This is a genomic window from Leucobacter chromiiresistens (genome assembly GCF_900102345.1).
Lineage (GTDB): Bacteria > Actinomycetota > Actinomycetes > Actinomycetales > Microbacteriaceae > Leucobacter > Leucobacter chromiiresistens.
This window is the reverse complement of sequence record NZ_FNKB01000001.1, coordinates 630,211-657,031: the sequence shown is the minus strand read 5'-3', so window position 1 is coordinate 657,031 and position 26,821 is coordinate 630,211. Positions and strand designations below refer to the sequence as shown.

The 26,821-nt window shown below is 70.8% G+C and carries 27 protein-coding genes; 20 read left to right on the top strand and 7 right to left on the bottom strand.

Annotation, left to right across the window (positions count from 1 at the left end; translation table 11 throughout):
- Positions 1–39 precede the first annotated feature (39 nt).
- From rsmG to BLT44_RS02985, 3 genes are read left to right on the top strand one after another with little or no spacing between them, the layout of a single operon-like run.
- On the top strand, positions 40–702 hold the full coding sequence (gene rsmG / locus BLT44_RS02995; protein ID WP_010155614.1) for a 16S rRNA (guanine(527)-N(7))-methyltransferase RsmG: 663 nt from the start codon (positions 40–42) through the stop codon (positions 700–702).
- A complete protein-coding gene (locus BLT44_RS02990) occupies positions 695–1,612 on the top strand; it encodes a ParA family protein (protein ID WP_010155617.1) in 918 nt (305 codons plus the stop codon). Before rsmG ends, BLT44_RS02990 begins: the two co-directional genes overlap by 8 nt.
- A 3-nt stretch (positions 1,613–1,615) precedes the next feature.
- Entirely contained in the window at positions 1,616–2,650 is a 1,035-nt protein-coding gene (locus BLT44_RS02985; RefSeq protein ID WP_010155618.1) for a ParB/RepB/Spo0J family partition protein, read from the top strand.
- A gap of 99 nt (positions 2,651–2,749) precedes the next feature.
- Here BLT44_RS02985 and trxA read toward each other — a convergent pair whose 3' ends face one another.
- From trxA to BLT44_RS02970, 3 genes are all read right to left on the bottom strand, one after another.
- On the bottom strand, positions 2,750–3,073 hold the full coding sequence (trxA, locus tag BLT44_RS02980) for a thioredoxin (protein WP_010155619.1): 324 nt from the start codon (positions 3,071–3,073) through the stop codon (positions 2,750–2,752).
- A 27-nt stretch (positions 3,074–3,100) separates the two neighbouring features.
- Entirely contained in the window at positions 3,101–4,054 is a 954-nt protein-coding gene (gene trxB, locus BLT44_RS02975; protein WP_010155620.1) for a thioredoxin-disulfide reductase, read from the bottom strand.
- A 101-nt stretch (positions 4,055–4,155) separates the two neighbouring features.
- Positions 4,156–6,486, bottom strand: coding sequence for a DUF6049 family protein (locus BLT44_RS02970; RefSeq protein ID WP_010155621.1), 2,331 nt, complete (start codon positions 6,484–6,486; stop codon positions 4,156–4,158).
- A 53-nt stretch (positions 6,487–6,539) separates the two neighbouring features.
- Here BLT44_RS02970 and BLT44_RS02965 point away from each other — a divergent pair, with 53 nt between their 5' ends.
- From BLT44_RS02965 to BLT44_RS02920, 10 genes are all read left to right on the top strand, one after another.
- A complete protein-coding gene (locus BLT44_RS02965; RefSeq protein ID WP_029608134.1) occupies positions 6,540–8,006 on the top strand; it encodes a CCA tRNA nucleotidyltransferase in 1,467 nt (488 codons plus the stop codon).
- A gap of 15 nt (positions 8,007–8,021) precedes the next feature.
- Positions 8,022–8,882: a PIG-L deacetylase family protein gene (locus BLT44_RS02960; RefSeq protein ID WP_231291512.1), complete on the top strand. Its 861-nt coding sequence runs from the start codon at positions 8,022–8,024 to the stop codon at positions 8,880–8,882.
- Positions 8,879–9,520, top strand: coding sequence for a hypothetical protein (locus BLT44_RS02955; RefSeq protein ID WP_010155625.1), 642 nt, complete (start codon positions 8,879–8,881; stop codon positions 9,518–9,520). The genes BLT44_RS02960 and BLT44_RS02955 overlap by 4 nt, the downstream gene beginning before the upstream one ends.
- Before the next feature lie 144 nt (positions 9,521–9,664).
- Complete coding sequence (gene rpsF / locus BLT44_RS02950) at positions 9,665–10,027, top strand: 30S ribosomal protein S6 (protein WP_010155626.1); 363 nt, start codon at positions 9,665–9,667, stop codon at positions 10,025–10,027.
- A 3-nt stretch (positions 10,028–10,030) separates the two neighbouring features.
- Complete coding sequence (ssb, locus tag BLT44_RS02945) at positions 10,031–10,579, top strand: single-stranded DNA-binding protein (protein ID WP_010155627.1); 549 nt, start codon at positions 10,031–10,033, stop codon at positions 10,577–10,579.
- A gap of 48 nt (positions 10,580–10,627) precedes the next feature.
- Positions 10,628–10,888 carry a 30S ribosomal protein S18 gene (gene rpsR, locus BLT44_RS02940; protein WP_010155628.1) on the top strand — a complete coding sequence of 87 codons (261 nt, stop codon included), beginning with the start codon at positions 10,628–10,630 and terminating at the stop codon, positions 10,886–10,888.
- 11 nt (positions 10,889–10,899) lie between these two features.
- Positions 10,900–11,349 (top strand): 50S ribosomal protein L9, encoded by a 450-nt coding sequence (rplI, locus tag BLT44_RS02935; protein ID WP_010155629.1) that lies wholly within the window; start codon positions 10,900–10,902, stop codon positions 11,347–11,349.
- 617 nt (positions 11,350–11,966) lie between these two features.
- On the top strand, positions 11,967–13,340 hold the full coding sequence (gene dnaB / locus BLT44_RS02930; RefSeq protein WP_010155631.1) for a replicative DNA helicase: 1,374 nt from the start codon (positions 11,967–11,969) through the stop codon (positions 13,338–13,340).
- Between the two features lie 101 nt (positions 13,341–13,441).
- Complete coding sequence (locus BLT44_RS02925) at positions 13,442–14,056, top strand: hypothetical protein (RefSeq protein ID WP_029608135.1); 615 nt, start codon at positions 13,442–13,444, stop codon at positions 14,054–14,056.
- Positions 14,053–14,343: a hypothetical protein gene (locus BLT44_RS02920; RefSeq protein ID WP_010155633.1), complete on the top strand. Its 291-nt coding sequence runs from the start codon at positions 14,053–14,055 to the stop codon at positions 14,341–14,343. The genes BLT44_RS02925 and BLT44_RS02920 overlap by 4 nt, the downstream gene beginning before the upstream one ends.
- A gap of 73 nt (positions 14,344–14,416) precedes the next feature.
- On the opposite strand, the gene purB is transcribed toward BLT44_RS02920, so the two are convergent.
- Both purB and BLT44_RS02910 read right to left on the bottom strand, forming a co-directional pair.
- Positions 14,417–15,802, bottom strand: a complete 1,386-nt coding sequence (purB, locus tag BLT44_RS02915; RefSeq protein ID WP_010155634.1) for an adenylosuccinate lyase — start codon at positions 15,800–15,802, stop codon at positions 14,417–14,419.
- Between the two features lie 82 nt (positions 15,803–15,884).
- Positions 15,885–16,292: a phage holin family protein gene (locus BLT44_RS02910; protein ID WP_010155637.1), complete on the bottom strand. Its 408-nt coding sequence runs from the start codon at positions 16,290–16,292 to the stop codon at positions 15,885–15,887.
- A gap of 203 nt (positions 16,293–16,495) precedes the next feature.
- Here BLT44_RS02910 and BLT44_RS02905 point away from each other — a divergent pair, with 203 nt between their 5' ends.
- The 4 genes from BLT44_RS02905 to BLT44_RS02890 are packed head-to-tail and all read left to right on the top strand — an operon-like array spanning position 16,496 to position 21,279.
- Positions 16,496–17,644 carry a histidinol-phosphate transaminase gene (locus BLT44_RS02905; protein WP_040505193.1) on the top strand — a complete coding sequence of 383 codons (1,149 nt, stop codon included), beginning with the start codon at positions 16,496–16,498 and terminating at the stop codon, positions 17,642–17,644.
- Positions 17,641–18,822, top strand: coding sequence for a thiamine pyrophosphate-dependent enzyme (locus BLT44_RS02900; protein ID WP_010155639.1), 1,182 nt, complete (start codon positions 17,641–17,643; stop codon positions 18,820–18,822). The genes BLT44_RS02905 and BLT44_RS02900 overlap by 4 nt, the downstream gene beginning before the upstream one ends.
- Entirely contained in the window at positions 18,819–19,820 is a 1,002-nt protein-coding gene (locus BLT44_RS02895; RefSeq protein ID WP_010155640.1) for an alpha-ketoacid dehydrogenase subunit beta, read from the top strand. The genes BLT44_RS02900 and BLT44_RS02895 overlap by 4 nt, the downstream gene beginning before the upstream one ends.
- Before the next feature lie 25 nt (positions 19,821–19,845).
- On the top strand, positions 19,846–21,279 hold the full coding sequence (locus BLT44_RS02890) for a dihydrolipoamide acetyltransferase family protein (RefSeq protein ID WP_074689902.1): 1,434 nt from the start codon (positions 19,846–19,848) through the stop codon (positions 21,277–21,279).
- Between the two features lie 253 nt (positions 21,280–21,532).
- Here BLT44_RS02890 and BLT44_RS02885 read toward each other — a convergent pair whose 3' ends face one another.
- Positions 21,533–22,555: a cation diffusion facilitator family transporter gene (locus tag BLT44_RS02885; RefSeq protein WP_010155643.1), complete on the bottom strand. Its 1,023-nt coding sequence runs from the start codon at positions 22,553–22,555 to the stop codon at positions 21,533–21,535.
- 132 nt (positions 22,556–22,687) lie between these two features.
- Between BLT44_RS02885 and BLT44_RS02880 the strand changes: the two genes are divergently transcribed.
- Positions 22,688–23,962 carry a glycosyltransferase gene (locus BLT44_RS02880; RefSeq protein WP_010155644.1) on the top strand — a complete coding sequence of 425 codons (1,275 nt, stop codon included), beginning with the start codon at positions 22,688–22,690 and terminating at the stop codon, positions 23,960–23,962.
- On the opposite strand, the gene BLT44_RS02875 is transcribed toward BLT44_RS02880, so the two are convergent.
- On the bottom strand, positions 23,929–24,687 hold the full coding sequence (locus tag BLT44_RS02875; protein WP_010155645.1) for a GntR family transcriptional regulator: 759 nt from the start codon (positions 24,685–24,687) through the stop codon (positions 23,929–23,931). The two genes, BLT44_RS02880 and BLT44_RS02875, sit on opposite strands and share 34 nt — an antisense overlap.
- Positions 24,688–24,876: 189 nt before the next feature.
- On the opposite strand from BLT44_RS02875, the gene iolC reads away from it, so the two are divergent.
- Both iolC and BLT44_RS02865 read left to right on the top strand, forming a co-directional pair.
- Complete coding sequence (iolC, locus tag BLT44_RS02870; protein ID WP_010155646.1) at positions 24,877–25,833, top strand: 5-dehydro-2-deoxygluconokinase; 957 nt, start codon at positions 24,877–24,879, stop codon at positions 25,831–25,833.
- Between the two features lie 2 nt (positions 25,834–25,835).
- Positions 25,836–26,777: a class I fructose-bisphosphate aldolase gene (locus BLT44_RS02865; protein ID WP_010155647.1), complete on the top strand. Its 942-nt coding sequence runs from the start codon at positions 25,836–25,838 to the stop codon at positions 26,775–26,777.
- The last annotated feature ends 44 nt before the right edge of the window (positions 26,778–26,821 follow it).

Below are 26,821 nucleotides of genomic sequence, written 5' to 3'. Positions count from 1 at the left end.
TGCGCGCCCGTTTCACGTGAAACCTCTGGAAGGACGACCATGCCCGTCGAGCAGCTGATCGAGCAGGAGCCCGCTGCGGCAGCGGTGCTCGCCGGCGACCGCATCGACGTGCTCCGGGCGTTCGCGGCGGACCTCGGTGCGCGGGGCGAGGAGCTCGGTCTCATCGGGCCGCTCGAGGCGCCGCGGCTCTGGACGCGTCACGTGGTCAACAGCGCCCTGCTCGCACCGCTCATCGGCGCGGGGGCGCGCGTCGCCGACATCGGGACCGGCGGCGGCATGCCCGGCCTCGTGCTCGCCATCGTTCGGCCGGATGCGCAGTTCCTCCTCATCGAGCCGATGGAGCGCCGGTGCGCGTGGCTCTCCGAGCAGATCGAGGTGCTCGGGCTGGCGAACGCCGAGGTGCGCCGCGGGCGCGCGGAGGAGTTCCACGGCGCCTTCGACGTCGATCAGGTCACGGCGCGCGCGGTCACCGCTCTGCGGAAGCTCGTTCCGCTCACGGCCCCACTGCTGCGAGACGGCGGGGAGATGCTCTTCTTGAAGGGCTCCTCCGTGGAGAACGAGATCGAGGCGGCGGCGAAGGTGCTGCAGAAGCATCGTGTGCGCGGAGTCGAGGTTGCAGAGCTGGGCGCCGAATTGGCGTCGAATGGGCTGCTCGCCGAAACCACCCGCGTCTTCCGCGCTAAAATCGTGAGACATGGCTGAAGCGGAGAAGTCGCTCGTCGGCGACCATCTCGTCGACAAGATTCGGCGACGACGCAAACTCGCGGAGACGGTGTCTCCCCTCCCCTCGGAGACCCGTATCATCACGGTCTCGAACCAGAAGGGCGGCGTGGGTAAGACCACGACGACGGTGAATCTCGCGGCGGCCCTGGCTCGTCGGGGAGCCACCGTGCTCGTGATCGACATGGACCCGCAGGGCAACGCCTCCACGGCGCTGGGTGTGCCGCACCGCCCCGAGGTCACCAGCATCTACGACGTGCTGCTCGGAGACGACACGATCCCCGATGCGCTGCAGCCCACCACCGATCACGAGAACCTCTGGTGCGTGCCCTCCACGATCAATCTCGCCGGCGCCGAGATCGAACTGGTCTCGCTCGTCGCCCGCGAGCAGCGGTTGCGCACCGCGCTGCAGACCTTCCTCGCGGAGAGCGAGCGCACGTTCCACTACGTGTTCATCGACTGCCCGCCCTCGCTCGGGCTCCTGACCGTGAACGCGTTCGTCGCGGCGCACGAGGTGCTGATCCCGATTCAGACCGAGTACTACGCGCTGGAGGGCCTCAGCCAGCTGCTGGGCAACATCCAGCTGATCCAGAAGCACCTCAACCCCGAACTGCGCATCTCGACGATTCTGCTGACGATGTACGATGCACGCACGAACCTCGCGCAGGAGGTGGCGGGCGAGGTGCGGGCGCACTTCCCCGACCAGGTGCTCAGCGCGATCGTGCCGCGCTCGGTGCGCATCTCCGAAGCCCCGAGTTACGGGCAGACGGTGCACGCGTACGACGGAGCCTCGATCGGCGCCCTCGCCTATCTGGAGGCGGCCGCCGAGATGGCGGAGCGCGGAGCCGGCGGCACGCCGGCAGCAGACATTCAGCACGACGGAAAGGCGTAAGGCATGGCGACCAAGAAACGAGGCGGTCTCGGTCGCGGGATCGGCGCGCTCATTCCGCAGACGGCGTCGGGTGAGGAGCGCCCCGTCGATGTCTTCTTCCCCGCTGGCCCCGCGGCCGGAGCGGGTGCGGCGAGCACCCCGTCGAGCGCGGTCGCCGCGTCGAGCGACGGCGCCGCGGAGAGCGCTGCGGGCGATGCCGACGAGGCGCCGCTGCAGGAGGTGCCCGGGGCGCGCCTCACGCGCCTCGACATCGACGATGTCGTGCCGAACCGCGCGCAGCCGCGTACCGAGTTCGACGAAGAGGCGCTCGAGGAGCTGACGCACAGCGTGCGAGAGTTCGGGGTGTTCCAGCCGATCGTCGTGCGCGCGATCGAACCCGAGCCCACCGAGGGGGCGCGCTACGAGCTGATCATGGGCGAGCGCCGCTTGCGCGCGTCGAAGCGGGCGGGCCTGGAGACCATCCCCGCGATCGTGCGCAGCACGTCGGATGAGCACATGCTGCGCGATGCGCTGCTCGAGAACCTGCATCGCGCTCAGCTCAACCCGCTCGAAGAGGCGTCGGCCTACCAGCAGCTGCTCGCCGACTTCGGGATCACGCAGGAGCAGCTCGCCGAGCGCATCGGACGCTCCCGCCCGCAGGTGTCGAACACGATCCGACTCCTCCGTCTCCCCGAGCCCGTGCAGGCGCGCGTCGCCGCCGGAGTGCTCTCTGCGGGCCACGCGCGCGCGATCCTCTCGCTCGACGGGGACGTCGACGCGATGCAGCGCCTCGCCGACAAGGTGGTGAACGAGGGTCTCTCGGTGCGCGCCGCAGAGGCCGCCGCCGCGGAGGAGCCGAAGCGCAACAAGCCGAAGCCGCGCGCCGGCGGCGTGCAGGCGCAGCTCGGGGAGATCGCGGAGCGCCTCGGCGACCGGTTCGACACCCGGGTCGCCGTCAAGCTGGGCGCGAAGAAGGGGCAGATCGTCATCGACTTCGCGACGATCGCCGACCTCAAGCGCATTCTCACCGACCTGGGCGATCCCGGCTTCGGCGCCTGAGCGACACCCGCGCGTGAGAACGCGAACGGCCGGCGATCATGGTGTCGATCGCCGGCCGTTCGCGTACCGGGGAGCGCGTCTCCGCTCCCCGGGATGGGTTCAGATGATGCCGTCGAGGTGCTTCTCGATCATCGGCTTCGGCATGGCTCCGATGATCTCGCGCACCTCGCTGCCGCCCTTGAAGACCTTCATCGCGGGGATGGACGTGATGCGGTACTGCGCCGCGAGATTCGGGTTCTCGTCGACGTTGAGCTTGGCGATCACGATCTTGCCCTCGTTCTCGGCAGCGATCTGATCGAGCACGGGCGCGACGGCGCGGCAGGGGCCGCACCATTCCGCCCAGAAGTCGACGAGGACGGGAACGTCGCTCTGGAGAACGGCCTGCTCGAAGCTCTGCTCGTCGACGGTGATTGCTTGTGACACGGTGACTCCTTCTGTCGGTTCTTGCGGTTAGACAGTCGCGAGTGCGATCTGCTCGGCCTGCTCGCGCGCCGCGAGATAGTGCTCGGCGTCGAGGGCGGCGACCGTACCGGACGCCGCAGCGGTGATCGCCTGACGGTACGACGGATCGATCACGTCACCCGCGGCGAACACGCCCGGCGACGACGTGCGCGAGCTGCGCCCCTCGACGGCGATGGTGCCGTCGGCGGTCAGATCGAGCTTGCCGTGCACCAGATGGGTGCGCGGATCATTGCCGATCGCGATGAACAGGCCCTCGATCGCGAGCTCCCGCTCCGAGCCGTCGACCGTGTCGCGCAGCGTCAGGCCGGTGACCTCGGATTCGCCGTGGATCGCGGCCACCTCGGAGTTCCACACGAATTCGATCTTCGGATTGTCGAAGGCGCGCTGCTGCATGATCTTCGACGCCTTCAGCTCCTCGCGGCGGTGGATCACGTAGACCTTGTCGGCGAAGCGGGTGAGGAACGTCGCCTCCTCCATGGCCGAGTCGCCGCCGCCGACGACGGCGATCGTCTTCTCGCGGAAGAAGAACCCGTCGCAGGTGGCGCACCACGATACGCCGTGACCGGAGAGGCGATCCTCATCGGCGATGCCGAGCTTGCGGTAGGCCGAACCCGTCGCGTAGATGACGGTGTGCGCCTCGTGCACCGAGCCGTCGCCCGCCGTGACGCGCTTGACCTCGCCAGAGAAGTCGACCTCGGTGATGTCGTCGTAGACGACCTCCGTGCCGAACCGCTCGGCCTGCTCCTGCATCTTCTGCATGAGATCGGGGCCCTGCACGCCCTCGGGGAAGCCCGGGAAGTTCTCGACCTCCGTGGTGTTCATGAGCTCGCCGCCGATGCCGACGGCGCTCGCGAACAGCACGGGCTTGAGACCGGCGCGCGCGGCGTAGATCGCCGCGGTGAAACCGGCCGGGCCGGATCCGATGATGATGATCTGGTGCATGACGCTCCTCGCACACCTGGGGATTGTGTCGCGGTGATGACCGCTCGGGTGGTACAACCCATCCTAGGCGCGCCGTATTCCTGGGCGGCTGGGCGCCGGCACTACATCGCGGGGGGCTGATCCCGGCGCGCCTCCGCCGGGGCTCCCCCGGTGGCGCTCCGCCCGCGACGACGGCGCACGCTGCGCACGATGCCGAAGACGAGGAGCAGCACGACGAGGCCGCCGAGCGCCCAGAAGATGATCGTCTCGATGCTGCTGCGGATCGTGATCGACAGGGTGCCGGTGAACACGGTCGTCTGCGCACTCGCATCCGACACGCTGACGACGAGACCGGACTCCCCCGACGAGACGCGGCTGCGCACGGGCACGAGCACGCGCTCCGTCGTCTCCGCGGGCACCACGACGTCCGCGAACCGGCGCTCCTCCACGGAGAGGGCCGCCGACGCCGGATCGACGTCGACGGAGACCACGGCATCGAACGGCAGCGCGTTGCGCAATTGCACGGGCACCCGCGACGAGCTGCCCACGAGCTGGATGTGCTCCGTGCTGATCGCCTGCACGCCGCTGAGCAGCTCGGCGTCGCGCTTGCGGTAGTCGGCGGCGATCTTCGCGAACCCCGACGCGTCGCCCGCGTACCGCGTCGAGAAGAGCTCGAGCAGTCGGGTGCGCTGGTAGCCGCTCAGATACTCCGGATGCGTGAGCACGGCGCCGAGCTCGTTCACCGATCCCTCCCGGTTCGAGGCGGAGCGGAGCAGTTCGAGTCGATCGGGGAGCGGGCCGGACTCGCGGAGTTCGACGGTTCCGGTGCGCTGCTCGGCGAGCGTCGTGGGCGTCGACCAGTCGAACGCCTCGAGCTGTTCGAGCAGGGCGGCGGGATCGGCGGCGTCTCCAGTCGCTCCGCGATCGAGGGCGATCACGACGCCGTCCGAGCCGCGCTGCGCGTCCACGGCGAGGCGCGCCGCGAGCTGCGCGACTCCCCCGGCGCGCTCGGTCTCAGTGGCGGCCTCGAGCGCGGTGCGCGCTGCGGCGTCGAGCCCGGCGTCGGTGACGGTGACGCTCGTGTCGCCGAGCGCGGCGCGCGGCCCCCCCGAGAGAGTCGCCCCATCGGAGCTCAGTACGAGGCCGTCGACGCCCTCGCGCTCGAGCAGCGGGAGGAGCGCGGGGTCGGCGCGCCCCTCGGCGGGCCAGACGCGGGCGGCATCCTCCTGCGGCCAGGCGAGCAGATCGGCGAGCGCCGGGAGCGACTCGGTCTCGGGATCCGCTGCGCCGTCGGCGTCCGATCCTCCTTCGGCGCCCTCGGCATCGACGCCCTCGGCATCGGCATTCGCGGCATCGGCGCCGTTCGCGGAACCGGCGCTCGATTCCGCGTCCTGACCGGCGCCGGACGCCGCGCTCGACCCCGAGGCGGATCCCGCACCCGACGCGTCGGCGTCGGCTTCGACGCCGACGGCGCCCCCGGTGCCTGCTTCGCCGCCGAAACTGCCGAAGCGGCTGACGAAATCGAGATTGGTCGGTTCGAGCAGGGTCGTGAATCCGAGCGCCGCCTGGGCGGAGGGGTCGGCATCCGCGAACTGCAGCAGGAACGATGGGAGCGGAGTCGTCTCGAGACGGCTGAGGAGCAGCTGCGCATTGCGCGGCGCCTCGTCGCCGTAGGCGCGAATGCCCGCGATGATGCGCGGATCGATGGCGAGGGTCGCCTCATGGGCGCGCGCCGCGGTGAGCAGCCGGTCCCAGCCGGGGGCGAGCTCTTCGAGCTGCCCACGGGTCGGCAGCGTGCGGATGTCGGAGGGCAGCACGAACGGCACGATGACGCTCACCGGAACCGATTGCGCCCCCGCGCCCCTCCAGACGACGGCGGTGGTGCTCGACACGGGCGACGGAACGTTCGCGGGATCGTCGGAGGGCTCGTCGGCGGGCTCGGAGCCGAACACCGCGAACCCCGGCTGCGGCTCCTCCGTGAACTCCAGCGTCGCTCCGACCCGGTAGGCGCCCGGGGCGGCGCCCGGATCGATGGGCAGGTCGGCGCGCGCCACGGTCACCGTCGCGGTCTGGTCGGCCCCCGATGCGGTCGGCCCCACCTCTGCTTCGGCAAAGCCGACCGCGGCGGCGGGCGGCTCGGCGTCGAGGTCCGCGGCGTCGGTGACGCGAGCAGCGCCGATCTCGAGCGTCACGGTGCCGGCCGGCAGCTCGGCGGACGTCGCGTTGCGGATCAGCAGGCCGAACTGCACCTCGTCGTCGGCCGCGGCGATCACCGGTTGGCGCGGTGCCACGACGAGTTCGATGTCGGGGTCGCCGCTGACCTCCGCGGAGGGTGCGGCGTCGGCGCTGCGCGGAGCTGCGAGCACGGGACCCGTGATCGCGCCGATCAGCACGGCTCCGGCGAGTGCCCAGGATCCCGCGGAGCGCGCGTGCCGACGGAGAACAGGGAGCATGGCGACAAGTCTAGGGATCCGACCCGCGAGGCGGACCCGGCTACCCTAGAGGGATGCCTTCCCTCGCTGCATCCATGGATGCGCTGCGCGCCATCGCCGGCTCGGCCCCGGTCGCGGCCCTCTCCGCCGCGTTCGCCGAGCGCGGCCACGAATTCGCCCTCGTGGGCGGCCCGGTGCGCGACGCGCTGCTCGGCAGACCCGTGACGGACCTGGACTTCACGACCTCGGCCCACCCCGACGAGACGCGCGCGGTGCTCGACGCGATCTCGACGAACGTCTGGGACGTGGGCCGCGATTTCGGCACGATAGCGGCGAACGTGCTCGGCGAGACCGTCGAGATCACCACATACCGCGCGGAGACGTACCGCGACGACTCGCGGAAGCCCGAGGTGCGGTTCGGCAAGACCATCGAGGGCGACCTCGTGCGGCGCGATTTCACGATCAACGCCCTCGCACTGATGCTCCCCGAGATGCGTCTCGTCGACGTCTCCGGCGGCCTCGAGGATCTGCTCGCCGAGCGGATTCGCACGCCGGGCGCCCCGGAGGAGTCGTTCACCGATGATCCCCTGCGCATGCTGCGCGCCGCGCGCTTCTCCGCGCAGCTCGGATTCGAGGTCGACGCGGCGACACGGGCGTCGATGGCGGAGCTCGCCGAGCGGCTCGACATCATCTCGGCCGAGCGGATCCGCGACGAGTTCGTGAAGCTCCTCTCCGCCCGCGACCCGCTCCCCGGCATCCGCCTGCTGGTCGAGACGGGGCTCGCCGAGCGGTTCCTGCCGGAGCTGACGGCGCTCATCGCGACGCAGGACGACCACGGGCGGCACAAGGACGTGTACGAGCACAGCCTCACGGTGCTGCGGCAGGCCATCGAGCTGGAGCTCGCCCGGCGGGATCGCGACGACGACGACGGCGACGCCTCGACTCCGGGCGCCGGCTCCCCCGATGTCGTGCTGCGCATCGCCGCGCTGCTGCACGACATCGGCAAGCCGGCGACCCGGCGCTTCGAGCGGGGCGGCGTGACCTTCCACCACCACGACGTGGTGGGCGCGAAGCTCGCGAAGAAGCGGTTGCGCGAACTGCGGTTCGACAACGACACGGTGAAGCGCGTCGCACGTCTCATCGAGCTGCACCTGCGCTTCTTCGGCTACAGCGATCAGCCGTGGACGGATTCGGCGGTGCGGCGCTACGTCCGCGACGCGGGCGAAGAGCTCGAACGGCTCCATATCCTGACCCGGGCCGACGTCACGACGCGCAACCGCCGCAAGGCGGAGCGCCTCGATCACGCCTACGACGACATCGAGCGCCGCATCGCCGAGCTCGCCGAGGCCGAGGAACTCGCAGCGGTGCGACCCGAGCTCGACGGCGAGCAGATCATGGCGATCCTCGGCATCGGGCCCGGTCCCGCGGTGGGGCGCGCGTATCGCCACCTGCTCGAGGTGCGCCTCGACGAGGGTCCGATCGGAGCGGAGGCCGCGGAGGCGCGGCTTCGCGAGTGGTACGCCGAGCACGGCGGCGAGTGAATGGGAGTGCGTGACGTGAATGCAGACGTAACGACGTGGTTCGACGGGCGGGCGCGGGTGCTGTTCGTGCACGCCCACCCCGACGATGAGACGATCGCGACCGGCGGCACGCTCGCGGCCCTCGCGGAGGCCGGGCGGGAGCCGCTGCTCGTGACGCTCACGCGCGGAGAGCGCGGCGAGGTCGTGGCGGGGCCGCTGGAGGCGCTCGTCGCCGCCCACGGCATCGCCGTCGCCCGGCAGAACGAGCTGAAGACCGCGCTCGGCATGCTCGGGGTGGATCGCCACGCGTTCCTCGGGGTCGAGCCCGCCCGCGCCGAAGGGTATCCCCCGGCGATCTACGAGGACTCGGGCATGGCGTGGGGCCCCGACGGCCGCGCGACGGCGGCGGAGGATGCGAGCCCGGATGCGCTCACCTCGGCGCCCGCGGTCGAGGCGCTGAACGACCTGCTGGCCGCCGCGTACCAGTCGAACGCGCAGGCGATCGTGAGCTACGACGACGGCGGCGGCTACGGCCACCCCGATCACGTCTTCGCGCATCGGCTCGCGCGCGCGGTCGCGCATGCGCTCGAGATCCCGTTCTGGGCGATCGTCTCCGACGTCTTCTCGAGCGACGCCGGCCCCGTGCCCGCCGACACGTCGCCGAACACGGTGGAGGCGCACGACGTCTCCCCCTGGCTTCCCCGCAAGACCGCAGCACTGCGGGCGTACGCGACGCAGCTCACCGTCGACGGCGACGAGATCGTGCACGTCGGCGGGCAGCGGGAGCCGATCGGCACGGTCGAGGCGTTCCGGCGCCTGACGCCGGCACCGAGCGGGCCCGGCGCCGAATCGGCGCCGGGTGGAGAGGCGTCGAGCGCAGAGGCGCCGGCCGGGTGAGCCGCTATCTCGGCCCGGCGCAGCAGCTCGCGACCCTCCCCGAGATCAGGCGGAGCAGCACGGCTTTCCATCTCGCCTGGTCCATCGGCTTCGTGGTGCTCGGTGGCGTCTTCGTGGCCGTTTCCCTCGGCGCCGCAGCAGGTGCGGGCCCGACCTGCAGCCCGGGGATCGACTGCTCGGCCGCGGCGGGGGCGAGCCGCGCCCTCACGCTGGCGATGATCCCGTTCGGCCTCATCTTCATGCTCGCGATCTCGCTCGGCGGGGCCTTCATGATCCGCCACCGCCTCTGGTTCAACCGCAGTGCCGACGGGTTGCGGCGCAGGTCCACGGGCACACCGGTGGTGCGCGTCTTCGAGCGCACCTGGCACTCCGACGACGCCTGGAACGCGTGGATCTACGAGCAGCTGCGGGCCGGCAACCTCGCGGCGCTGCACCAGCTCGGCATGCCGCAGTGGCACAACATGGGCGATCTGCACCTGCACGTCTACGAGGCGCGCGCGGATCGCGTCGCCTACGTGTGCATCGGCTCGAACGCGGCCATGCGCCGCGGCGTCGACACCGGGTGGCGGCCGATCGTGATGACGGGCCCCTGGTACGACTACACCCTCCAGTTCTTCCGCGGCGGCGCCGGAGTCTGATCGGATGACGGTGCCGCTCGAAGGTGCTAAGCTGTTGAAGTTGTCTGCGTTCAGCGCACCTGCGCTGCGCGACGGCACGATGTATCAACACCCTCCTGTCACAGAAATCCTGTGGCCGTGAAGTCCGAAGGAGGTGGGTCAATAATGCATCCGTACGAACTGATGGTGATCCTCGATCCGGGTATCGACGAGCGCACCGTGGCCCCCAGCATCGAGAAGTTCCTCGGCGTCATCCGCAATGCGGGCGGCGAGATCGAGAGCACCGATATCTGGGGCAAGCGCCGTCTGGCCTACGAGATCAAGAAGCAGTCCGAAGGCATCTACGTCGTGGTGAACTTCACCGCGACCCACGAGGCCACCGCTGAGCTCGATCGCCAGCTGGGTCTCTCCGAGGCCGTGCTCCGCACCAAGGTGCTGCGCTCCGACGAGCTCATCGCCCAGCGCGCGGCTCAGACGAAGCACGACCAGGCTAAGGCCGCTCGCGCAGCCGCGAAGGTCGGCGCCTAGCGCATGGCCGGCGAGCCGCTGATCACAGTCGTCGGCAACCTCGTTGCCGACCCGGAGCCGCGCGTCAGCCAGGCGGGCAAGTCGTGGGTGACCTTCCGGATCGCCTCGACCCCTCGCGTGCGCGACCGTCAGTCGGGCGATTGGTCGGACGGCGAACCGCTGTGGCTCGGGTGCCGCGCATACGGCGAGTACGCCGATAACATCGCGGCATCGCTCACCAAGGGCATGCGCGTCATCGTGCAGGGCCGCCTCACCCAGCGCAGCTACACCGACAACCAGGGCCAGCAGCGCACCTCTCTCGACCTCGAGGTCGAAGAGGTCGGGCCGTCGCTCCGGTTCGCCACGGCCCAGGTCGCTCGCGGCCAGGCTCGCGGCCAGGTGGGCGGCTTCGGCGGCGGCAACGCCGGCGGAAACCAGCCCGCAGGGCAGAGCAGCTGGGGCCAGCCCGCAGCTCCTCAGCAGCAGGACAACCCCTGGACCAACTCGGGTCAGGGCCAGTCCGGCAGCGGCGGCGGCTTCGGCGGCGGTTTCGACGACGAGCAACCCTTCTAAACTTCTTGATCCGGCTCAGCCGGAACGCATCACGAAAAGAGACCAATTATGGCAGGCAAGTCCAGCGGCACAGCCCGCAAGCCGGGTCGCGGTAAGAACGCCAAGACCCTCGCACCCGCGAAGAAGCAGACCGTCGGCGTCATCGATTACAAGGATGTCGCCACGCTCCGCAAGTTCATCTCCGAGCGTGGAAAGATCCGCGCCCGTCGTATCACCGGTGTGTCCGTTCAGGAGCAGCGACTCATCGCGAAGGCCGTGAAGAACGCCCGCGAGATGGCTCTCCTCCCCTACGCCGGTTCCGGCCGGTAAGGAGTAGAGAAATGTCAAAGGTAATCCTCACGAACGAGGTCCAGGGCCTCGGTTCCGCCGGTGACGTCGTCGACGTCAAGACCGGGTACGCGCGCAACTACCTCGTGCCCCAGGGCTACGCGGTGCACTGGACCCGCGGCGGCGAGGCTCAGGTCGCGCAGCTCCGCGCTGCGCGCGAGGCCCGAGCGCTCGCGTCGGTCGAAGAGGCGCAGGCGCTCAAGGCCAAGCTGCAGGAGGGCAAGATCCGCCTCGTCACCAAGACCGGCAACGGCGGCCGTCTGTTCGGCTCCGTGAAGCCCGCGGCAGTCGCGACGGCGGTCTCGGAGGCGGGAATCGGCGAGATCGACAAGCGCAAGATCACGCTCCCCGCGATCAAGACGACCGGCGAGTACGAGGCCATCGTGCACCTGCACGAGGGCGTCGACGCCAAGGTCACGCTGCAGGTCATCGCTCAGCGATAACGCCTCGCGCACGTCACGGCGGGACGTCGGCTCGGTTCTCCGGGCCGGCGTCCCGCCGTTCGCATCTGCGCCCGCCGCTGACCGCCGGCTCGCCGCTCGCAGCCCGCAGTTCGCGCTCGTGCGCCCTTCTCGCGCGCCCTTCTCGGGCGCCTCTTCTCGTGGTCGGCGCGCCCGTTCCGCGCGCCCTGACGGGCCCGTCGCGTTGATCTACGAGATGGCTGCGGGGCGCTGAACGGCCCGTGAACGGCGTGATGCGGTCGAGCTCGGGAGCCGCTACCGCGGCGCCTCCTTCGAGTGCAAGTTCTCCACATGTCGGGCGTTTCTCGAAGACTCAAGTTGTACCTGAGACTTGAATAACTTTTCGCCTGTGGATATCCAAAACCCCAGTTCACAGGCGCGAAAGAATTCCGCTTCCACACCCCATCCACAAGTTCTCCCCAAGCATGTGGACAACGAACGGCTCTGCGCGGTGAGTTCTCCACCGAGTTATCCACAGGCGCGGACACTTCGCCGGGCGGGGCGTTTGGACCGCCGGGATGCGGGGCCTACCGTGAATGTCCGGGGTCTGGTGTCTGATCGTTCAGTAGCCGAATCCATCGCTGTGAGAGGAAGTCTGCGTGTCCATTGCACACCTGGGTATCTCGGATCCGTTCGTCGACGATGAGTCGCGCGGGCACGAGCGCACTCCCCCGTACGACCTGCTCGCCGAGCAGAGCGCCCTGGGCGGCATGCTGCTGTCGAAGGATGCGGTCGCAGACGTCACCGGGCTGCTGAAGGGCTCCGACCTCTACGTGCCCAAGCACGAGGTGATCTACGAGGCCGTGCTCTCGCTCTACTCCCGGGGCGAGCCCACCGATGTCATCACGGTCACCGACGAGCTCACCAAGAGCGGCGAACTGCAGCGCGCCGGCGGCGCCGAGTACCTGCACACGCTGACCAGCATCGTCCCGACCGCCGCGAACGCGAGCTTCTACGCCGAGATCGTCGCCGAGAAGGCGCTGCTCCGACGCCTCGTGGAGGCGGGAACCCGCATCGTGCAGATGGGGTACGCGGGCGAGGGCGAGGCGATCGACCTCGTCAACGTCGCCCAGTCCGAGATCTACGGCGTGACGGGGGAGAGCCAGGGCGAGGACTACGTGCCGCTCCACCTGGCCGTGGACGCCGCGCTCGAGGAGATTAACAAGGCGAACGGCGCCGCCGACGGCATGCTTGGCGTGCCGACCGGCTTCAGCGAGCTCGACGCCATGACCAACGGCTTCGCCGGCGGGCAGATGATCATCATCGCCGCCCGACCCGCCATGGGCAAGTCCACGCTCGCGATGGATGTCGCGCGCAACGCCTCGGTGCACGCGAATGCGCCCACCGTGTTCTTCTCGCTCGAGATGGGGCGCGCCGAGATCGCGATGCGTCTGCTCGCGGCGGAGGCCAGCATCCCCATGCAGACGCTGCGCAAGGGCGCGCTCGACAACCGCGACTTCCAGAAGCTCGCTGCGACCCAGGCGCGCGTGGCCGAGGCACCGCTCTACATCGACGACAGCCCGAACCTCACGCTCGTCGAGATCCGCGCGAAGTGCCGCCGACTGAAGCAGCAGCACGGGCTGCGCATGGTCGTGATCGACTACCTCCAACTGCTGTCGAGCGGCAAGAAGTCGGAGAGCCGCCAGCAGGAGGTCTCGGAGTTCTCGCGCGCGCTCAAACTGCTCTCCAAAGAGCTCGACGTGCCGGTGATCGCGCTCTCGCAGCTGAATCGAGCCTCCGAGCAGCGCGCCGACAAGATGCCGGCCATCAGCGACCTCCGCGAATCGGGCTCGCTCGAGCAGGACGCCGACATGGTGATCCTGCTGCACCGCGAGGCGGTGGGGGATCGCGACAGCCCGCGCGCGGGGGAGGCCGACTTCATTCTCGCGAAGCAGCGCAACGGCCCCACGGGAACCGTGACCGTCGCCTTCCAGGGGCACTACTCGCGCTTCCAGGACATGCCCCAGGTGTGACGGCCGCCCGCGGCGCTGCGGCCGCCCGCGGCTCCGCCCCGTGGCGGGGAATCCGCCCAGCGACGCCGGGGTAGACTGGGTCCGACCGAGAAAGGGGTGTCATGCCTGCTGCAGTTTCGACAACTGCGGGATCGACGACTCCCGAAACGCCCGTGTCTCGCCCCATCAAGCTGGTGCGCGTCGCCGTGCTCCTGCTCTCCGGGATCGCCATCGCCTTCTCGGCGACACTGCACGAGCAGCTGTCGTTCGACCTCGGCATGGCCGCGCTCACCATCGGAGCGGTCGGCATCGCGCACCTCGTCGAGTGGTGGTCGCTCCGCTCTAGCGGCGGCAATCCGCTCCCGCTGCTGCTCGGCGCAGTCTCGCTCGCCGCAGCGCTGGGCCTCGCCCTCGCCGACACCGTCATCGTCTTCGCACTCGTCGTGGCCGGCTGGGCGCTGCTCAGCGCGCTCCTCGAATTCGTCGGCATGGCGGTGCGCCCGGGCAGCCGCCAGGACGCCGTGTTCCTCGGGGCGACCGGCATGCTGCTCGCACTGCTCGTCATCCTCGTGCGCACGGATGAGGTGGCCGTGCTCGGCTTCCTCGGCGCGTACGCGGTGCTCGCCGGCGTGTTCCTCGGCATCTCCGCGTTCGACACGCGCCGTGCGCACGCGCCCAGCGACGGCGCCTCCAGCGACCGTTCACCCCTCTCGAGCCCTCCGGAAAGCAGACGATGACTCAGTCCCCCGAGCCCGCCAATCAGGATCCCGTGACGCCGACGCGCCGTGACCGCCTGAAGCCGCTCGAGCTCATCGGCTTCTCCGTCGTGCTCGGCGTGTTCGCCGGACTCGTCGTGCTGCTGACGACGCGCGACCTCGTTCTCGGCGCCGTCTTCCTGGGCATCGGCTTCATCGTGTCGATCATGATGGTCGCGCTGGTCGGCCTCGGCGGCAAGCCGAGCCAGGACGACCTCGACGCGCGCAAGGATCTGCAGCAGCCCGACGACAAGCCCAACTGGCACTGATCCCCGCGGCCGCGGCGCGGCGGGAGCGGCGGCCCAGAGCGAGACTCCGTGCGCGACCGCCGCGATCCCGCACCTACCGCTGCAGGTAGTCGACGAGCCGCACCGCGTCGCCGATGTACGTCGCCGGGGTGAGGGCGAGCAGTCGCTGCTTCGCCGCGTCGCCGATCTCGAGACCCTCCACGAACTCGACGAGGTCGGCCTGCCCGATGCGGCGGCCGCGCGTGAGCTCCTTGAGCGCCGCGTAGGGGTCGCTGATCGACGAGCGGCCCGCGGTCACCTCGGCGCGGATGACGGTCTGGATCGCCTCGCCGAGCACCTCCCAGTTCGCGTCGAGATCGGCGGCGAGCACCTCGGGGGCCGCATCGATCTGCCCGAGCCCCTTCAGGATGTTGTCGAGCGCGAGCACCGAGTGCCCGAGCCCCACGCCGATGTTGCGCTGCGCGGAGGAGTCGGTGAGGTCGCGCTGCCAGCGGCTCGTGACGAGGGTCGCCGCGAGCGAGTCGAGGATGGCGTTCGAGAGCTCGAGATTGGCCTCGGCGTTCTCGAATCGGATCGGGTTGACCTTGTGCGGCATCGTCGACGAGCCGGTGGCGCCCGCCACGGGGATCTGGCGGAAGTAGCCGATCGAGATGTAGCTCCACACGTCGGTGGCGAGGTTGTGCAGAATGCGGTTCGCGTGCGCGATGCGCGTGTACAGCTCCGCCTGCCAGTCGTGCGACTCGATCTGCGTGGTGAGGGGGTTCCAGTCGAGACCGAGGCCCTCGACGAACTCCTGCGACACCTGCGCCCAGTCGGTATCGGGATCCGCTGCGAGGTGCGCGGCGAACGTGCCGGTGGCCCCCGAGAACTTGCCGAGGTATTCGACGTCGTCGATCTGGTTGAGCTGACGCTCGAGACGGTGCACGAACACCGCGAGCTCCTTGCCGAGCGTCGTGGGCGTCGCAGGCTGGCCGTGGGTGCGGCTCATCATCGGGAGCTCGCGGTACTGCTCGGCCTGCCGGGCGAGCTCGGCGATGACCCGCTCGAAGCGCGGACGCCACACGTCGGCGATCGCCTGCTTGACGGTGAGGGCGTACGAGAGGTTGTTGATGTCCTCGCTCGTGCAGCAGACGTGGGTGAGCTCCGCGAGATGCCCGAGGCCCTGCGTCTCGAGGCGCGCGCGCACCAGGTACTCGACCGCCTTCACGTCGTGCTGGGTGGTGCGCTCCGTCTCGGCGAGCTCGTCGATCTCGTCCTGGCCGAAGTCGGCAGCCCACTCCCGCAGCGCGGCGACCTGATCGGCGTCGATGGGGGAGCCGCCGATCAGGGAGTGCTCGGTGAGGTGCACGAGCCACTCGACCTCGACGTGCACGCGCGCCTTGTTGAGGCCCGCCTCAGAGAGCGTCTCGCCGAGTTCGGCGACCGCAGCGCGGTAGCGTCCGTCGAGGGGGCTGATGGGCTGCGTGGGAAGCGGGGTCATGTGAGCCTCTCGGAGTCGGGATCGCGGTCCGTCGACCATTCTCCCACGCCGCCCGCCCGGGGCGTCGTCGCTGGGTCGGAGCTCAGCCGGCCTGCTTGCGCGAGGTGCCGAGCAGGCCGTTCAGGATGCCCGAGAGGATCGACAGCACCAGCGCCGCGAGCACGCCCCACCAGAACCCGTCGAGGCGCAGCCCGAACCCCGCGAGGTCGGAGAGCCAGGCGACGACGGCCAGGAGCAGGCCGTTCACGATCAGCCCGAAGAGCCCCAGCGTCACGATGTAGAGCGGAATGGAGACGAAGCGCACGACCTTGCCGAGGGTGCCGTTGACGAGACCGAACACCAGGGCGACGAGCACGAGCGTCAGCACCTTGCCCGATCCGTCGTCGTTGATCGGCTCGACCCACACGCCGTGCTCGCCGCTGCCACCCACGATGAGCGTGGTGAGCCACAGTGCGAAGGCGTTCACGAGGATCCGGATGAGCGTGCGCATGCCTCATTGTCTCACCTGCGCTGCGCGGGCGGCAGGGCACGCGAATCGGGGCGGTTCGCGAGAACGGGTGCGGTTGCCACGAGCACGTGCACTTCGCGCGAACGGGTGCGGTTCGCATGAGCACGAGCACTTCGCGCGAACCGGAGCAGTTCGCACTCGCGGGCCCTGCCGCTCGCGCACGGCCCATCACTACACTGAAGCTCATGAGTGACCAGGCCGTGCCCCCCGTCAGCTTCCGCGCAGACGTGCTCGCCGTTCCCGCATACCGTCAGGGCGCCGCGCCGACGAAGCCGGGCTACAAGCTCTCGAGCAACGAGAACCCGTTCCCGCCGCTTCCCGGCGTGCTCGACGCCATCGCCCAGCGCGCCGACGTGAACCGCTACGCGGCCGTCGCGATGCCCGAGCTGCGCGAGACCATCGGCGCGGAGTTCGGCGTCGACGGAGCGCACGTGCACCTCGCAGCCGGCTCCGTCGCGATCCTCTTCCAGCTCGTGCACGCCGCCGCCGGCGCGGGCGACGAGTACCTGCACGCCTGGCCGAGCTTCGAGGCGTACCCGTCGCTCGGCCTCGCCTCGGGGGCCGTGGCCCGCCGCGTGCCGCTCACCCCGAGCGCCGAGCACGACCTCGACGAGATGGCCGCCGCCATCACCGAGCGCACCCGCGTCGTGCTGCTGTGCTCGCCCAACAATCCGACGGGCCCGACGATCCGCCGCGCCGACTTCGACCGGTTCATGACGCGCGTCCCCGCGCGCACGCTGGTCGTGCTCGACGAGGCCTACCGCGAGTTCGTCACCGACCCCGAGGCTGTACGCGGCGAGGACGTGCTGCGGCAGCACCCGAACCTCGTCGTGCTGCGCACCTTCTCGAAGGCGTACGGGCTGGCGGGGCTGCGCATCGGATACGGCGTCGGCGACCCGGCAATCTTCGCGGCCGCGGCCAGCGTCGCGATCCCCCTGTCGGTGACCGGGATCGCGGAGAGCGCCGCCCGCGCATCGCTCACCCCCGAGGCCCGCGCCGTGCACGCCGAGCGCGTCGCCGAGCTGACCGAGCGCCGCGACGCGCTCGCCGCAGCGCTGCGCGACCTGGGCCTCGCGATCCCGCAGGCGCAGGGCAACTTCGTGTGGATCCCCGAGACCGGCGAGACGCCCGGGGGAGTGCCCGACGCGCTCGCGCTCGCCGCCGACTTCTCGGAGGCGGGAACGCTCGTGCGCCCATTCGGGGGCGTCGGCGTGCGCATCTCTGTCGGGGAGCCCGAGAGCGTGCCGGTCGTCATCGACATCGTGCGACGGCACCTCGAGGCGATCGCATATCCCGCGGGGCGCAGCACCACTCATTACACTGAATCGAGATGAGCGAAGAGAGCACCGAGCGCCTGCTGCGCGGCGACGATCCCGAGCCGATCCGCTTCCTGGACGCGGAGGGCGGGTACGCGCCGTCGGCGACCGCTGCCGAGTACGCGGCCGAGCTCGAGGGCGTCGGCGTCGAAGCCTTCTCCCAGTGGTACCGCGACATGGTGACGACGCGCGCCTTCGACACCGAGTGCACGCATCTGCAGCGCCAGGGCCAGCTCGCCCTCTGGGTGCCGAGCGTCGGCCAGGAGGGGTGCCAGGTCGGGCTGGTGCGCGCCACCGAGCCGCAGGACCACGTCTTCCCGGCGTACCGCGAGCACCTCGTCGCCCACGTGCGCGGCGTCGACCTGCTCGACATCGCAGCGCAGTTCCGCGGCGTGACGCACGGCGGCTGGGACATCACCGACCCCGCCAACGGCAACGTGCACCTCTACACCCTGGTGCTCGGCTCGCAGACGCAGCACGCGACCGGCCACGCCCTCGCACAGGTGCTCGACGCGAAGCGGCGCACCGGCAGCACCGCGCTCGACGCCGGCGAGCCCGGCACGCCGACCGGCGAGGCCACCATGGTCTTCTACGGCGACGGCACCACCAGCCAGGGCGACCCGAACGAGGCGATGATCTTCGCGGCCAGCTACCAGACGCCCGAGGTCTTCGTCGTGCAGAACAACGGCTGGGCCATCTCCGTGCCGGTCGCCCGGCAGTCGCGCACCCCCCTCTACCGCCGCGCGCTCGGATTCGGCCTGCGCGCCGTACAGATCGACGGCAACGATCCGCTGGCGGCGTACGCCGTGGGCCGCCGATTCCTGCGCCTCGCCCGCGAGGGGCACGGCCCGGGGTACATCGAGGCGCTCACGTACCGCATCGGCGCGCACACCACCGCCGACGACCCCACCCGCTACCGCCCCGAGGGCGAACTCGAGACGTGGCGCCTGCGCGATCCCATCGCCCGACTGGAGGCGCACCTGCGCGAGCTCGGCGTCGACGACGCGTTCTTCGCCGAGGTCGCCGAGACCGCCGACCGCAAGGCGAAGGCGGTGCGCGACCAGATCCTGACCCTGCCGAAGCCGCACCCCGAGTCGATGTTCGCGCACGTCTACGCCGAGCCGCACCCGCGCATCGACGAGCAGCGCGCCTGGTTCACCGAGTACGAATCCTCGTTCGAGGGGGGCGACGCATGACCGAGATCCAGACGCTCGCCGAGCGCACCGAACTGCCCATCGCCCGCGCGATCAACGAGGGCCTGCGCACCGCCATGGTCGAGAACGATCGCGTGCTGCTCATGGGCGAGGACATCGGCCCGCTCGGCGGCGTCTTCCGCGTCACCGACCGACTGCAGGCCGACTTCGGATCGGCCCGCGTGCTCGACACCCCGCTCGCCGAGGCGGGCATCGTCGGCAGCGCCATCGGCCTCGCCCTGCGCGGCTACCGCCCCGTGGTCGAGATCCAGTTCGACGGGTTCATCTTCCCCGCCTTCAACCAGATCACCACGCAGCTCGCGAAGATCCGTGCGCGGCACGACGGCGCCGTATCGATGCCGATCGTCATCCGCGTGCCCTACGGCGGGCACATCAACTCGATCGAGCATCACGAGGAGAGCCCCGAGGCGTACTTCGCCCACACCGCAGGGCTGCGCGTGGTCGCCCCATCGACTGCGAACGACGCCTACTGGATGATCCAGCAGGCCATCGCCTCGGACGATCCGGTGCTCTTCTTCGAGCCGAAGGCGAAGTACTGGCAGAAGGGGGCCGTCGACCCGGGCGCCCCCGCCGCCGCACTCCACGAGAGCCGCGTCGCCCGCGCCGGAACCGACTGCACCGTCGTCGGGTTCGGCGCCATGGTCACGACCCTGCTGCAGGCGGCCGAGATCGCCCAGTCGGAGGGCACCAGCCTCGAGGTGATCGACCTGCGCACCGTGTCTCCCATCGACTACGAGCCCGTGCTCGCATCGGTGCGCAAGACCGGGCGCCTCGTCGTGGCGCAGGAGGCGTCGGGCAACGCCAGTGTCGGCAGCGAGATCGCGGCGACCGTCGCCGAGCGCGCGTTCTACTCGCTCCAGGCGCCCGTGCTGCGCGTCTCGGGATACGACGTGCCCTTCCCCGCCGCCGCCATCGAACCGATGTTCCTCCCCGACGCGGACCGCGTGCTCGAGGCCGTCGACCGCACGATGCACTACTGACCCCGAACCGACTGCAGGAGTTTCCATGAGCGAGATGACGTTCCCCCTCCCCGATGTCGGCGAGGGGCTCACCGAGGCCGAGATCGTCGCCTGGCACGTCGCGCCGGGCGACGCCGTCGCGCTGAACCAGGTGATCTGCGAGATCGAGACGGCGAAGTCGCTCGTCGAGCTGCCGTCGCCGTTCACAGGAGTGGTCTCCGAGCTGCTCGTCGAGGTCGGCGCGACCGTGCCGGTCGGCGAGCCGATCCTGCGCGTCAGCGTGGAGGGCGCGGGCGCCGAGAGCGCGCCCGGCGGCGGGCAGACGTCGGCCGAACCCGGCGCCGGCGCCGACGCGGCGAACGGGCCGCACGACACCGACGAGACCCGCGACGTCGTCGCCGACACCACCGCCAGCGTCGCCCACGAGAACGGCGACGGCGGAGCGGTGCTCGTCGGCTACGGCACCGGCGGCGCCGTGAAGTCGCGCCGTCGCCGCGGCGGCGAGCCCGTGCTGCGCCGCGAGGCGGGCGGTGCGGACGCGGGCCGCGGAGCCCCCGCCGGGGCGGCCGGTGCCGGTGCGCACCACGGATCGCACGCCGTCATCCCGGTCGCCGAATCCGCGCCCGTGATCGCGAAGCCGCCGATCCGCAAGCTCGCGAAAGACCTGGGCGTCGACCTGACACAGGTCACCGGCACCGGCATCGCCGGAGAGGTGCTGCGCGACGACGTCGTGCGCGAGGCCTCGCAGGCCAGCGTCTTCCGCAACCTCTCGACCCCCGAAGTCGCGGAGGCGCGCGAGGAGCGCATCCCGCTCAAGGGGATCCGCAAGATGACCGCGCAGGCGATGGTGACCAGCGCCTTCGAGGCGCCGCACGTCAGCGTGTTCACCGACGTCGATGCGACGCGCACCATGGAGTTCGTGAAGCGGCTGAAGAGCTCCACCGACTTCGCCGGCGTGAAGGTCTCGCCGCTGCTCATCTTCGCGAAGGCGATGCTGTGGGCCGTGCGGCGCAGCCCCGAGGTGAACGCCACGTTCACCGACACCGAGATCATCCGCCACAACTTCGTGAACCTCGGCATCGCCGCGGCGACCCCCCGCGGACTCGTGGTGCCGAACATCAAGGATGCGCAGGATCTCAGCCTGCTCGACCTCGCCCGCGCCATCGAGCAGCTGACGATCACCGCCCGAGACGGGCGCACCTCGCCGAGCGACATGGCGCGCGGCACCATCACGATCACCAACATCGGCGTCTTCGGCATGGATTTCGGCACGCCGATTCTGAACCCCGGCGAGTGCGGCATCATGGCGATGGGCACGATCCGGCAGAAGCCGTGGGTGGTCGACGGCGAGGTGCGGCCGCGCATGGTGACCACCGTCGGCGGATCGTTCGACCATCGCATCGTGGACGGCGACGTGATCTCGCGCTTCGTCGCCGATGTCGCGTCGGTGCTCGAGGAGCCCGCGCTGCTGCTCGACTGAGCCGGGGTGCCCGGGGGCCCGGGGCGGGCGCCGAGGCACCGGGCGCCGGCCCGGGCCGCCCCGCCGCGAGCCTCGGTGAGAGATCCGGCGTCGGTGAGGGGTTTCGCGGTGATTCGGCCTCACCGACGCCGAATCTCTCACGGAAGCCCCGGCGCCGGGGACGGAAGCCGCAGCTCCCGCGGCGCGCACTATCCGACTCGGCGTGCGCCCTCCGACTCGGCGTGCGCCCGCCGACGCGGCGTGCGCCCTCCGACTAGGCGTGCACGCGCTCGCCCGCGGCGAGGTGGCTGCGCGGCTCCAGCTGCAGCGTGACGTGATCGGTGTCGAAGTGCTCGTGGAGGCAGGCGCGCACCTCGTCGAGGATCGCGTGGTATCCGCGCTCGTTCCAGGCCGCGTCGGTCACCGTGACGTGCGCCGAGAAGGCGGCGACGCCCGAGGTGATGGTCCAGGCGTGCACGTCGTGCACCTCTTCGACTCCGGGCACCGCCTCCATGTGCGCGCGCGCCGCGTCAACGTCGATGTGCTTGGGGGACGCCTCGAGCAGCACGTCGACGACGTCGCGGAGCAGGCTGATGGCGCGGGGGAAGATGAGGAGCGCGATGAGGATCGACGCGATCTGGTCGATCGCGTTCCACCCGGTGATCAGGATGACGATCGCGGCGGCGATGACGGCGACCGACCCCAGGAGGTCGCCGAGCACTTCGAGGTAGGCGCCGCGCACGTTGAGGCTCTCGCGCTGCCCGGAGCGCAGGATGAGCAGGGAGATCAGGTTGGCGACGGCGCCGATCACCGCGGCGGCGAGCATCGGCCCGGAGTGCACCTCGACCTCGGCGCCGAAGCGGGCGATCGCCTGGACGAGGATAACGATGGCGATGACGCCCAGCACGATGCCGTTGACGAGCGCGGCGAGGATCTCGATGCGCAGGTACCCGAAGGTGCGCTTGGAGGTGGCGGCGAGGCCGGCGATGAGGCTCGCGATGAGCGCGATCGCGACTCCGGTGGCGTCGGTGAGCATGTGCCCGGCGTCGGCGAGCAGGGAGAGCGAGTTCGAGACGACGGCGCCGACGAGCTGCACGACGAAGACCGTGAGCGTGATCGCGAGTACGATCACGAGTCTGCGCCGGTGCTTCGCGGTGGCCGTGGTCGCGCCCTGCAGCCCGTGATCGTGGCCGTGGCCGTGCGACCCGCGCGGGTCGGCGGCCGCTTCGGGCCGTGCGGGGTGCCCGGCGCTGAACTCGGGCTCGCAGGCGTCGTCGGCGCGGTGCGTCGCGTTCACGGGGCCTCCTCGGGTGCCGGTCGGGTTCGTCTTCGCCCACCATACCTCCCTGGGGTATCGGGCGTCGAGTGCGAACGCGGAGTCGATGGGACATGTGCCGACGGCCCCCGGCCGTGCCGCTACGCTCGACGTATGACTACCGCAGCACTTTCGATCGGCTTCGTGATGCTGCACACCTCCCCGCTCGACGTGCCGGGCACGAAGGACGCGGGCGGAATGAACGTCGTCGTGCGCGCGCAGGCCGAGGCGCTGGCCCGGGCCGGGCACCGCGTGCGCATCTTCACCCGGCGCAGCGACACCGAGACGCCGTCCTCCGTCGAGCTGATGCCGGGCCTGACGGTGGTGCTGCTCGACGCCGGCCCGCCCCGCTTGCTGGCGAAGGGCGAGCACGAGCACGTGATGGACGAGTTCAGCCGACTGCTGCACGACGCGATCGCGGGCGACCCGGTCGAGCTGCTGCACGCCGAGCACTGGTTCTCGGGCATCGCCGCGCTGCCGGTCGCGCGGGAGCACGGCATCCCGCTCGTGCAGAGCTACCACTCGATCGCCGCGCCGCCCGAGTCGCCCATCGGCGACGGCGAGCGGCCCGAGTCTCCCGGGCGACTCGCGGGGGAGGCGCGGCTCGCCGCCGAGACCGACCTCATCATCGCGGTGAGCGAGGCGGAGCGCGCCACCGTGCTCGAGCGGCTGCAGGGCGACGCGGATCGTGTGCGCGTCGTGCCCCTCGGCGTCGACACCGCGCTGTTCCACCCGTGCGACACGGCCGAGTGCGACGAGCAGCGCGACTGGTTGCGGGGCGGCGGGCGGCCCGAGGTGATCCTCGTCGGCCGGCTGCACCCGCTGAAGGGCTTCGACCTCGCGATCGAGGCGATCGCGCGGCTGCCGCATGCGAAGCGCCCGACGCTCCGCATCGTGGGGGCGCCGCCGCCCGACGGCGATGACTACGCCCGCGAGCTGCACGAGGCGGTCGTCGCGAACGGCATGCTCGGCACGACGGCGTTCGAGGGGGCGCTCCGGCGGCGGGAGCTCGCCGAGCGCATCCGTTCGGCGAGTCTCATGCTCGTGCCGTCGCACACCGAGACGTTCGGCCTCGTCGCGCTGGAAGCGGCGGCGTCGGGGGTGCCCGTGATCGCGCGCGACGCGGGCGGGCTGCGGGAGGCCGTCGTCGCGGGAACGACCGGCGTGCTGCTCGCCGATGACGACCCGGCGGTGTGGGCCGCGACGATCCGGGACCTGCTCGCGGACGAGCCGGGGCTGAAGCGCATGGGCGAGGCGGCGCGGGAGCACGCGGTGCAGCGCAGCTGGCAGGCGTCGGCCGACCGGCTGGTGGAGGTCTACCGCGAGGTCATCGCCCGCTCGCCGGGGGCGCCGCGTCAGCGGGAGACGAGCGTGGTCTCGAACGAGTAGAGGTCGGGCCGGTAGCAGTGGTGGCCGGCCTCGATGACGCTGCCGCCCTGGTCGAAGGCGACGCGATCCATCGTGAGCACCGGGCTGCCCTTCGCCACGTCGAGCAGCTCGTGCTCGTCGCTGTGGGTGCGCCGCGCGCCGATCGTCTGGTTCGCGATCTTGATGGCGATGCCGCGGGCCCGCAGCATCTCGTACAGGCCGTGCGTCTCGAGGTCGTCGCGGGTGATGTCGGCGTACTCGGGCGGCAGCAGGTTCTCGAGGATCGCCATCGGCGTGCCGTCGGCGCTCCGCAGGCGGCGGATGCGGGTGATCTCGGTGCCCGCCGCGACGCGCAGCCGCTGCGCGGCCTCCTCGTCGGCGGGGATGCGGTCGAGGGAGAGCACGCGCGTGCTGGGGTGGTGACCGGCGCGCGTGAGGTCCTCCTGCAGGCTGGTGAGTTCGACGGGTCGGCTCACTCGCGCCTGCACGACCTGGGTGCCGATGCCCCGGCGTCGCACGAGCAGCCCCTTGTCGACGAGCTCCTGAATCGCCCGCCGCACGGTGGGGCGGGAGAGGCCGAGGTGCTGCCCGATGGCGATCTCGTTCTCGAGGCGGGCCCCGGCGGGGATGATGCCGTCGCGGATGGCGCGCTCGAGGCGGCTGGAGATCTGGAAGTAGAGGGGGATCGGGCCGCTGCGGTCGAGGTCGGCGAAGAGCTCGCCGGGCCAGACGGGTTCAATACTCATGTGCGGTGCTCCTCGGCGCTGGGGTGGCACGCGGGTCGAAGGCGGTGGGCCGCGGGCGACCCCTTTGTGATGACAACATTACCCCCGTCGTCACGGTGCGCGTGTCTCCCCTCCACTTCGTGCTATTGTTAGGACAAATGCAGCGGTGCACGAGGCCCGCCTGCGCCACCACGAGAAGGCGAGTAGCGAATGTCGGAACAGCGGCGTCGAGATGACGTTCTGGCACTGGGTCGGCTCGGCGTCGACATCTACCCGTTGCAAGACGGCGTCGGCCTCGAAGATGTGACGAGCTTCGGCAAGTACCTCGGCGGGAGCGCCGCGAACGTCGCCGTCGCCGCGGCGAAGTACGGGCGGGCGAGCGCGCTGATGTCGCGCGTCGGCGACGACCCCTTCGGCCGCTACCTGCTGCGCGAGCTCGAACGCCTGGGCGTCGACAACCGCGAGGTCCGCGTCGATCCGCAGTACCCCACGCCGGTCACGTTCTGCGAAATCTTCCCGCCCGACGACTTCCCGCTCTACTTCTACCGCAAGCCGAAGGCGCCCGACCTGCAGATCGCCACCGACGATCTCGACCTCGACGCGGTGCGCGACGCCCGCATCCTGTGGTTCACCCTCACCGGGCTGAGCGAGGAGCCGAGCCGCGCGACGCACCTCGCAGCGCTCGAGGCCCGCGCGGGGGCCGCGCACACCATCTTCGATCTCGACTACCGCCCGATGTTCTGGGACACCCCGGCGGAGGCCGCGGAGCAGGTCGCGGCGGCGATCGAGCACACGACGATCGCGGTCGGCAACCGGGAGGAGTGCGAGGTGGCCGTGGGGGAGACCGAGCCCGACCGCGCGGCCGACGCGCTGCTCGAGCGCGGCCTCCAGCTCGCGATCGTGAAGCAGGGCCCCAAGGGCGTGCTCGCGAAGACGCGGGAGGAGCGCGTCGAGGTGCCCCCGCACCTCGTCGACGTGGTGAACGGCCTCGGCTCGGGCGACGCCTTCGGCGGCGCGCTCTGCCACGGGCTGCTCGAAGGCTGGGACCTCGAGCGCATCTTCCGCTTCGCGAACGTCGCCGGCGCCATCGTGGCCACACGCCGCGAGTGCTCCACCGCGATGCCCGACGCCGCAGAGGTCGACGCCCTGCTCGAGCAGGGGGCCTGATCATGGCACTCGACTTCGACCGGCTGCGCCACCTGCGCGCCGCAGCACCCTCGGCCATCGCGCACGCGCTCACCGAGCGCCGCCGGCGCGAGGTGGTCGCCGGCGACGGCAGACTCTTCATCGTGGCGGCGGATCACCCGGCGCGCGGCGCCATCGCCGTCGGCAGTGATGCCACCGCCATGGCGAACCGGTACGACCTGCTCGAGCGCATGGCGCTCGCCCTCTCGCGGCCCGGCGTCGACGGCGTGCTCGGCACGCCGGACATCATCGACGACCTCGCCGCCCTCGGGCTGCTCGACGACAAGATCGTCGTCGGCTCGATGAACCGCGGCGGGCTGCGCGGCGCCTCGTTCGAACTCGACGACCGCTACACGGCGTACGACATCGACGCCATGGTGCGGCAGGGGCTCGACTTCGCGAAGACGCTCATCCGCGTCGACCTGGACGATGCGGGCACGGCGGCCACCCTCCAGGCGACCGCACGCGCCGTCGACGCCGCTGCGGCGGCCGGGCTGCCGATCATGCTCGAACCGTTCATGAGCCGCCGCGTCGACGGCAGGGTCGTGAACGACCTCTCCGCCGACGCGGTGATCCTCTCGACCGCCATCGCATCGGGCCTCGGCAATTCGAGCGCCTACACCTGGATGAAGCTGCCCGTGGTGCCCGAGATGGAGCGCGTCATGGAGGCGACCACCATGCCGACGCTGCTGCTCGGCGGCGACAACGGCGGCGACCCCGACGAGACGTTCGCATCGTGGGAGCGCGCCCTCGCCCTGCCCGGGGTGCGCGGCCTCACGGTCGGCCGCACGCTGCTCTACCCGCACGACGGAGACGTGGCCGCCGCGGTCGACACCGCCGCGCGGCTCGTGCACCGCGACCTCGCCGAGACTCCCCGCGATCCGGGTTCCGCTCCGCGCCGATCCGAACCCGCACCCGTCTCCTGAACGCACGCCCCGACCCCACGCACGCCCGAACGACACGCACGCCC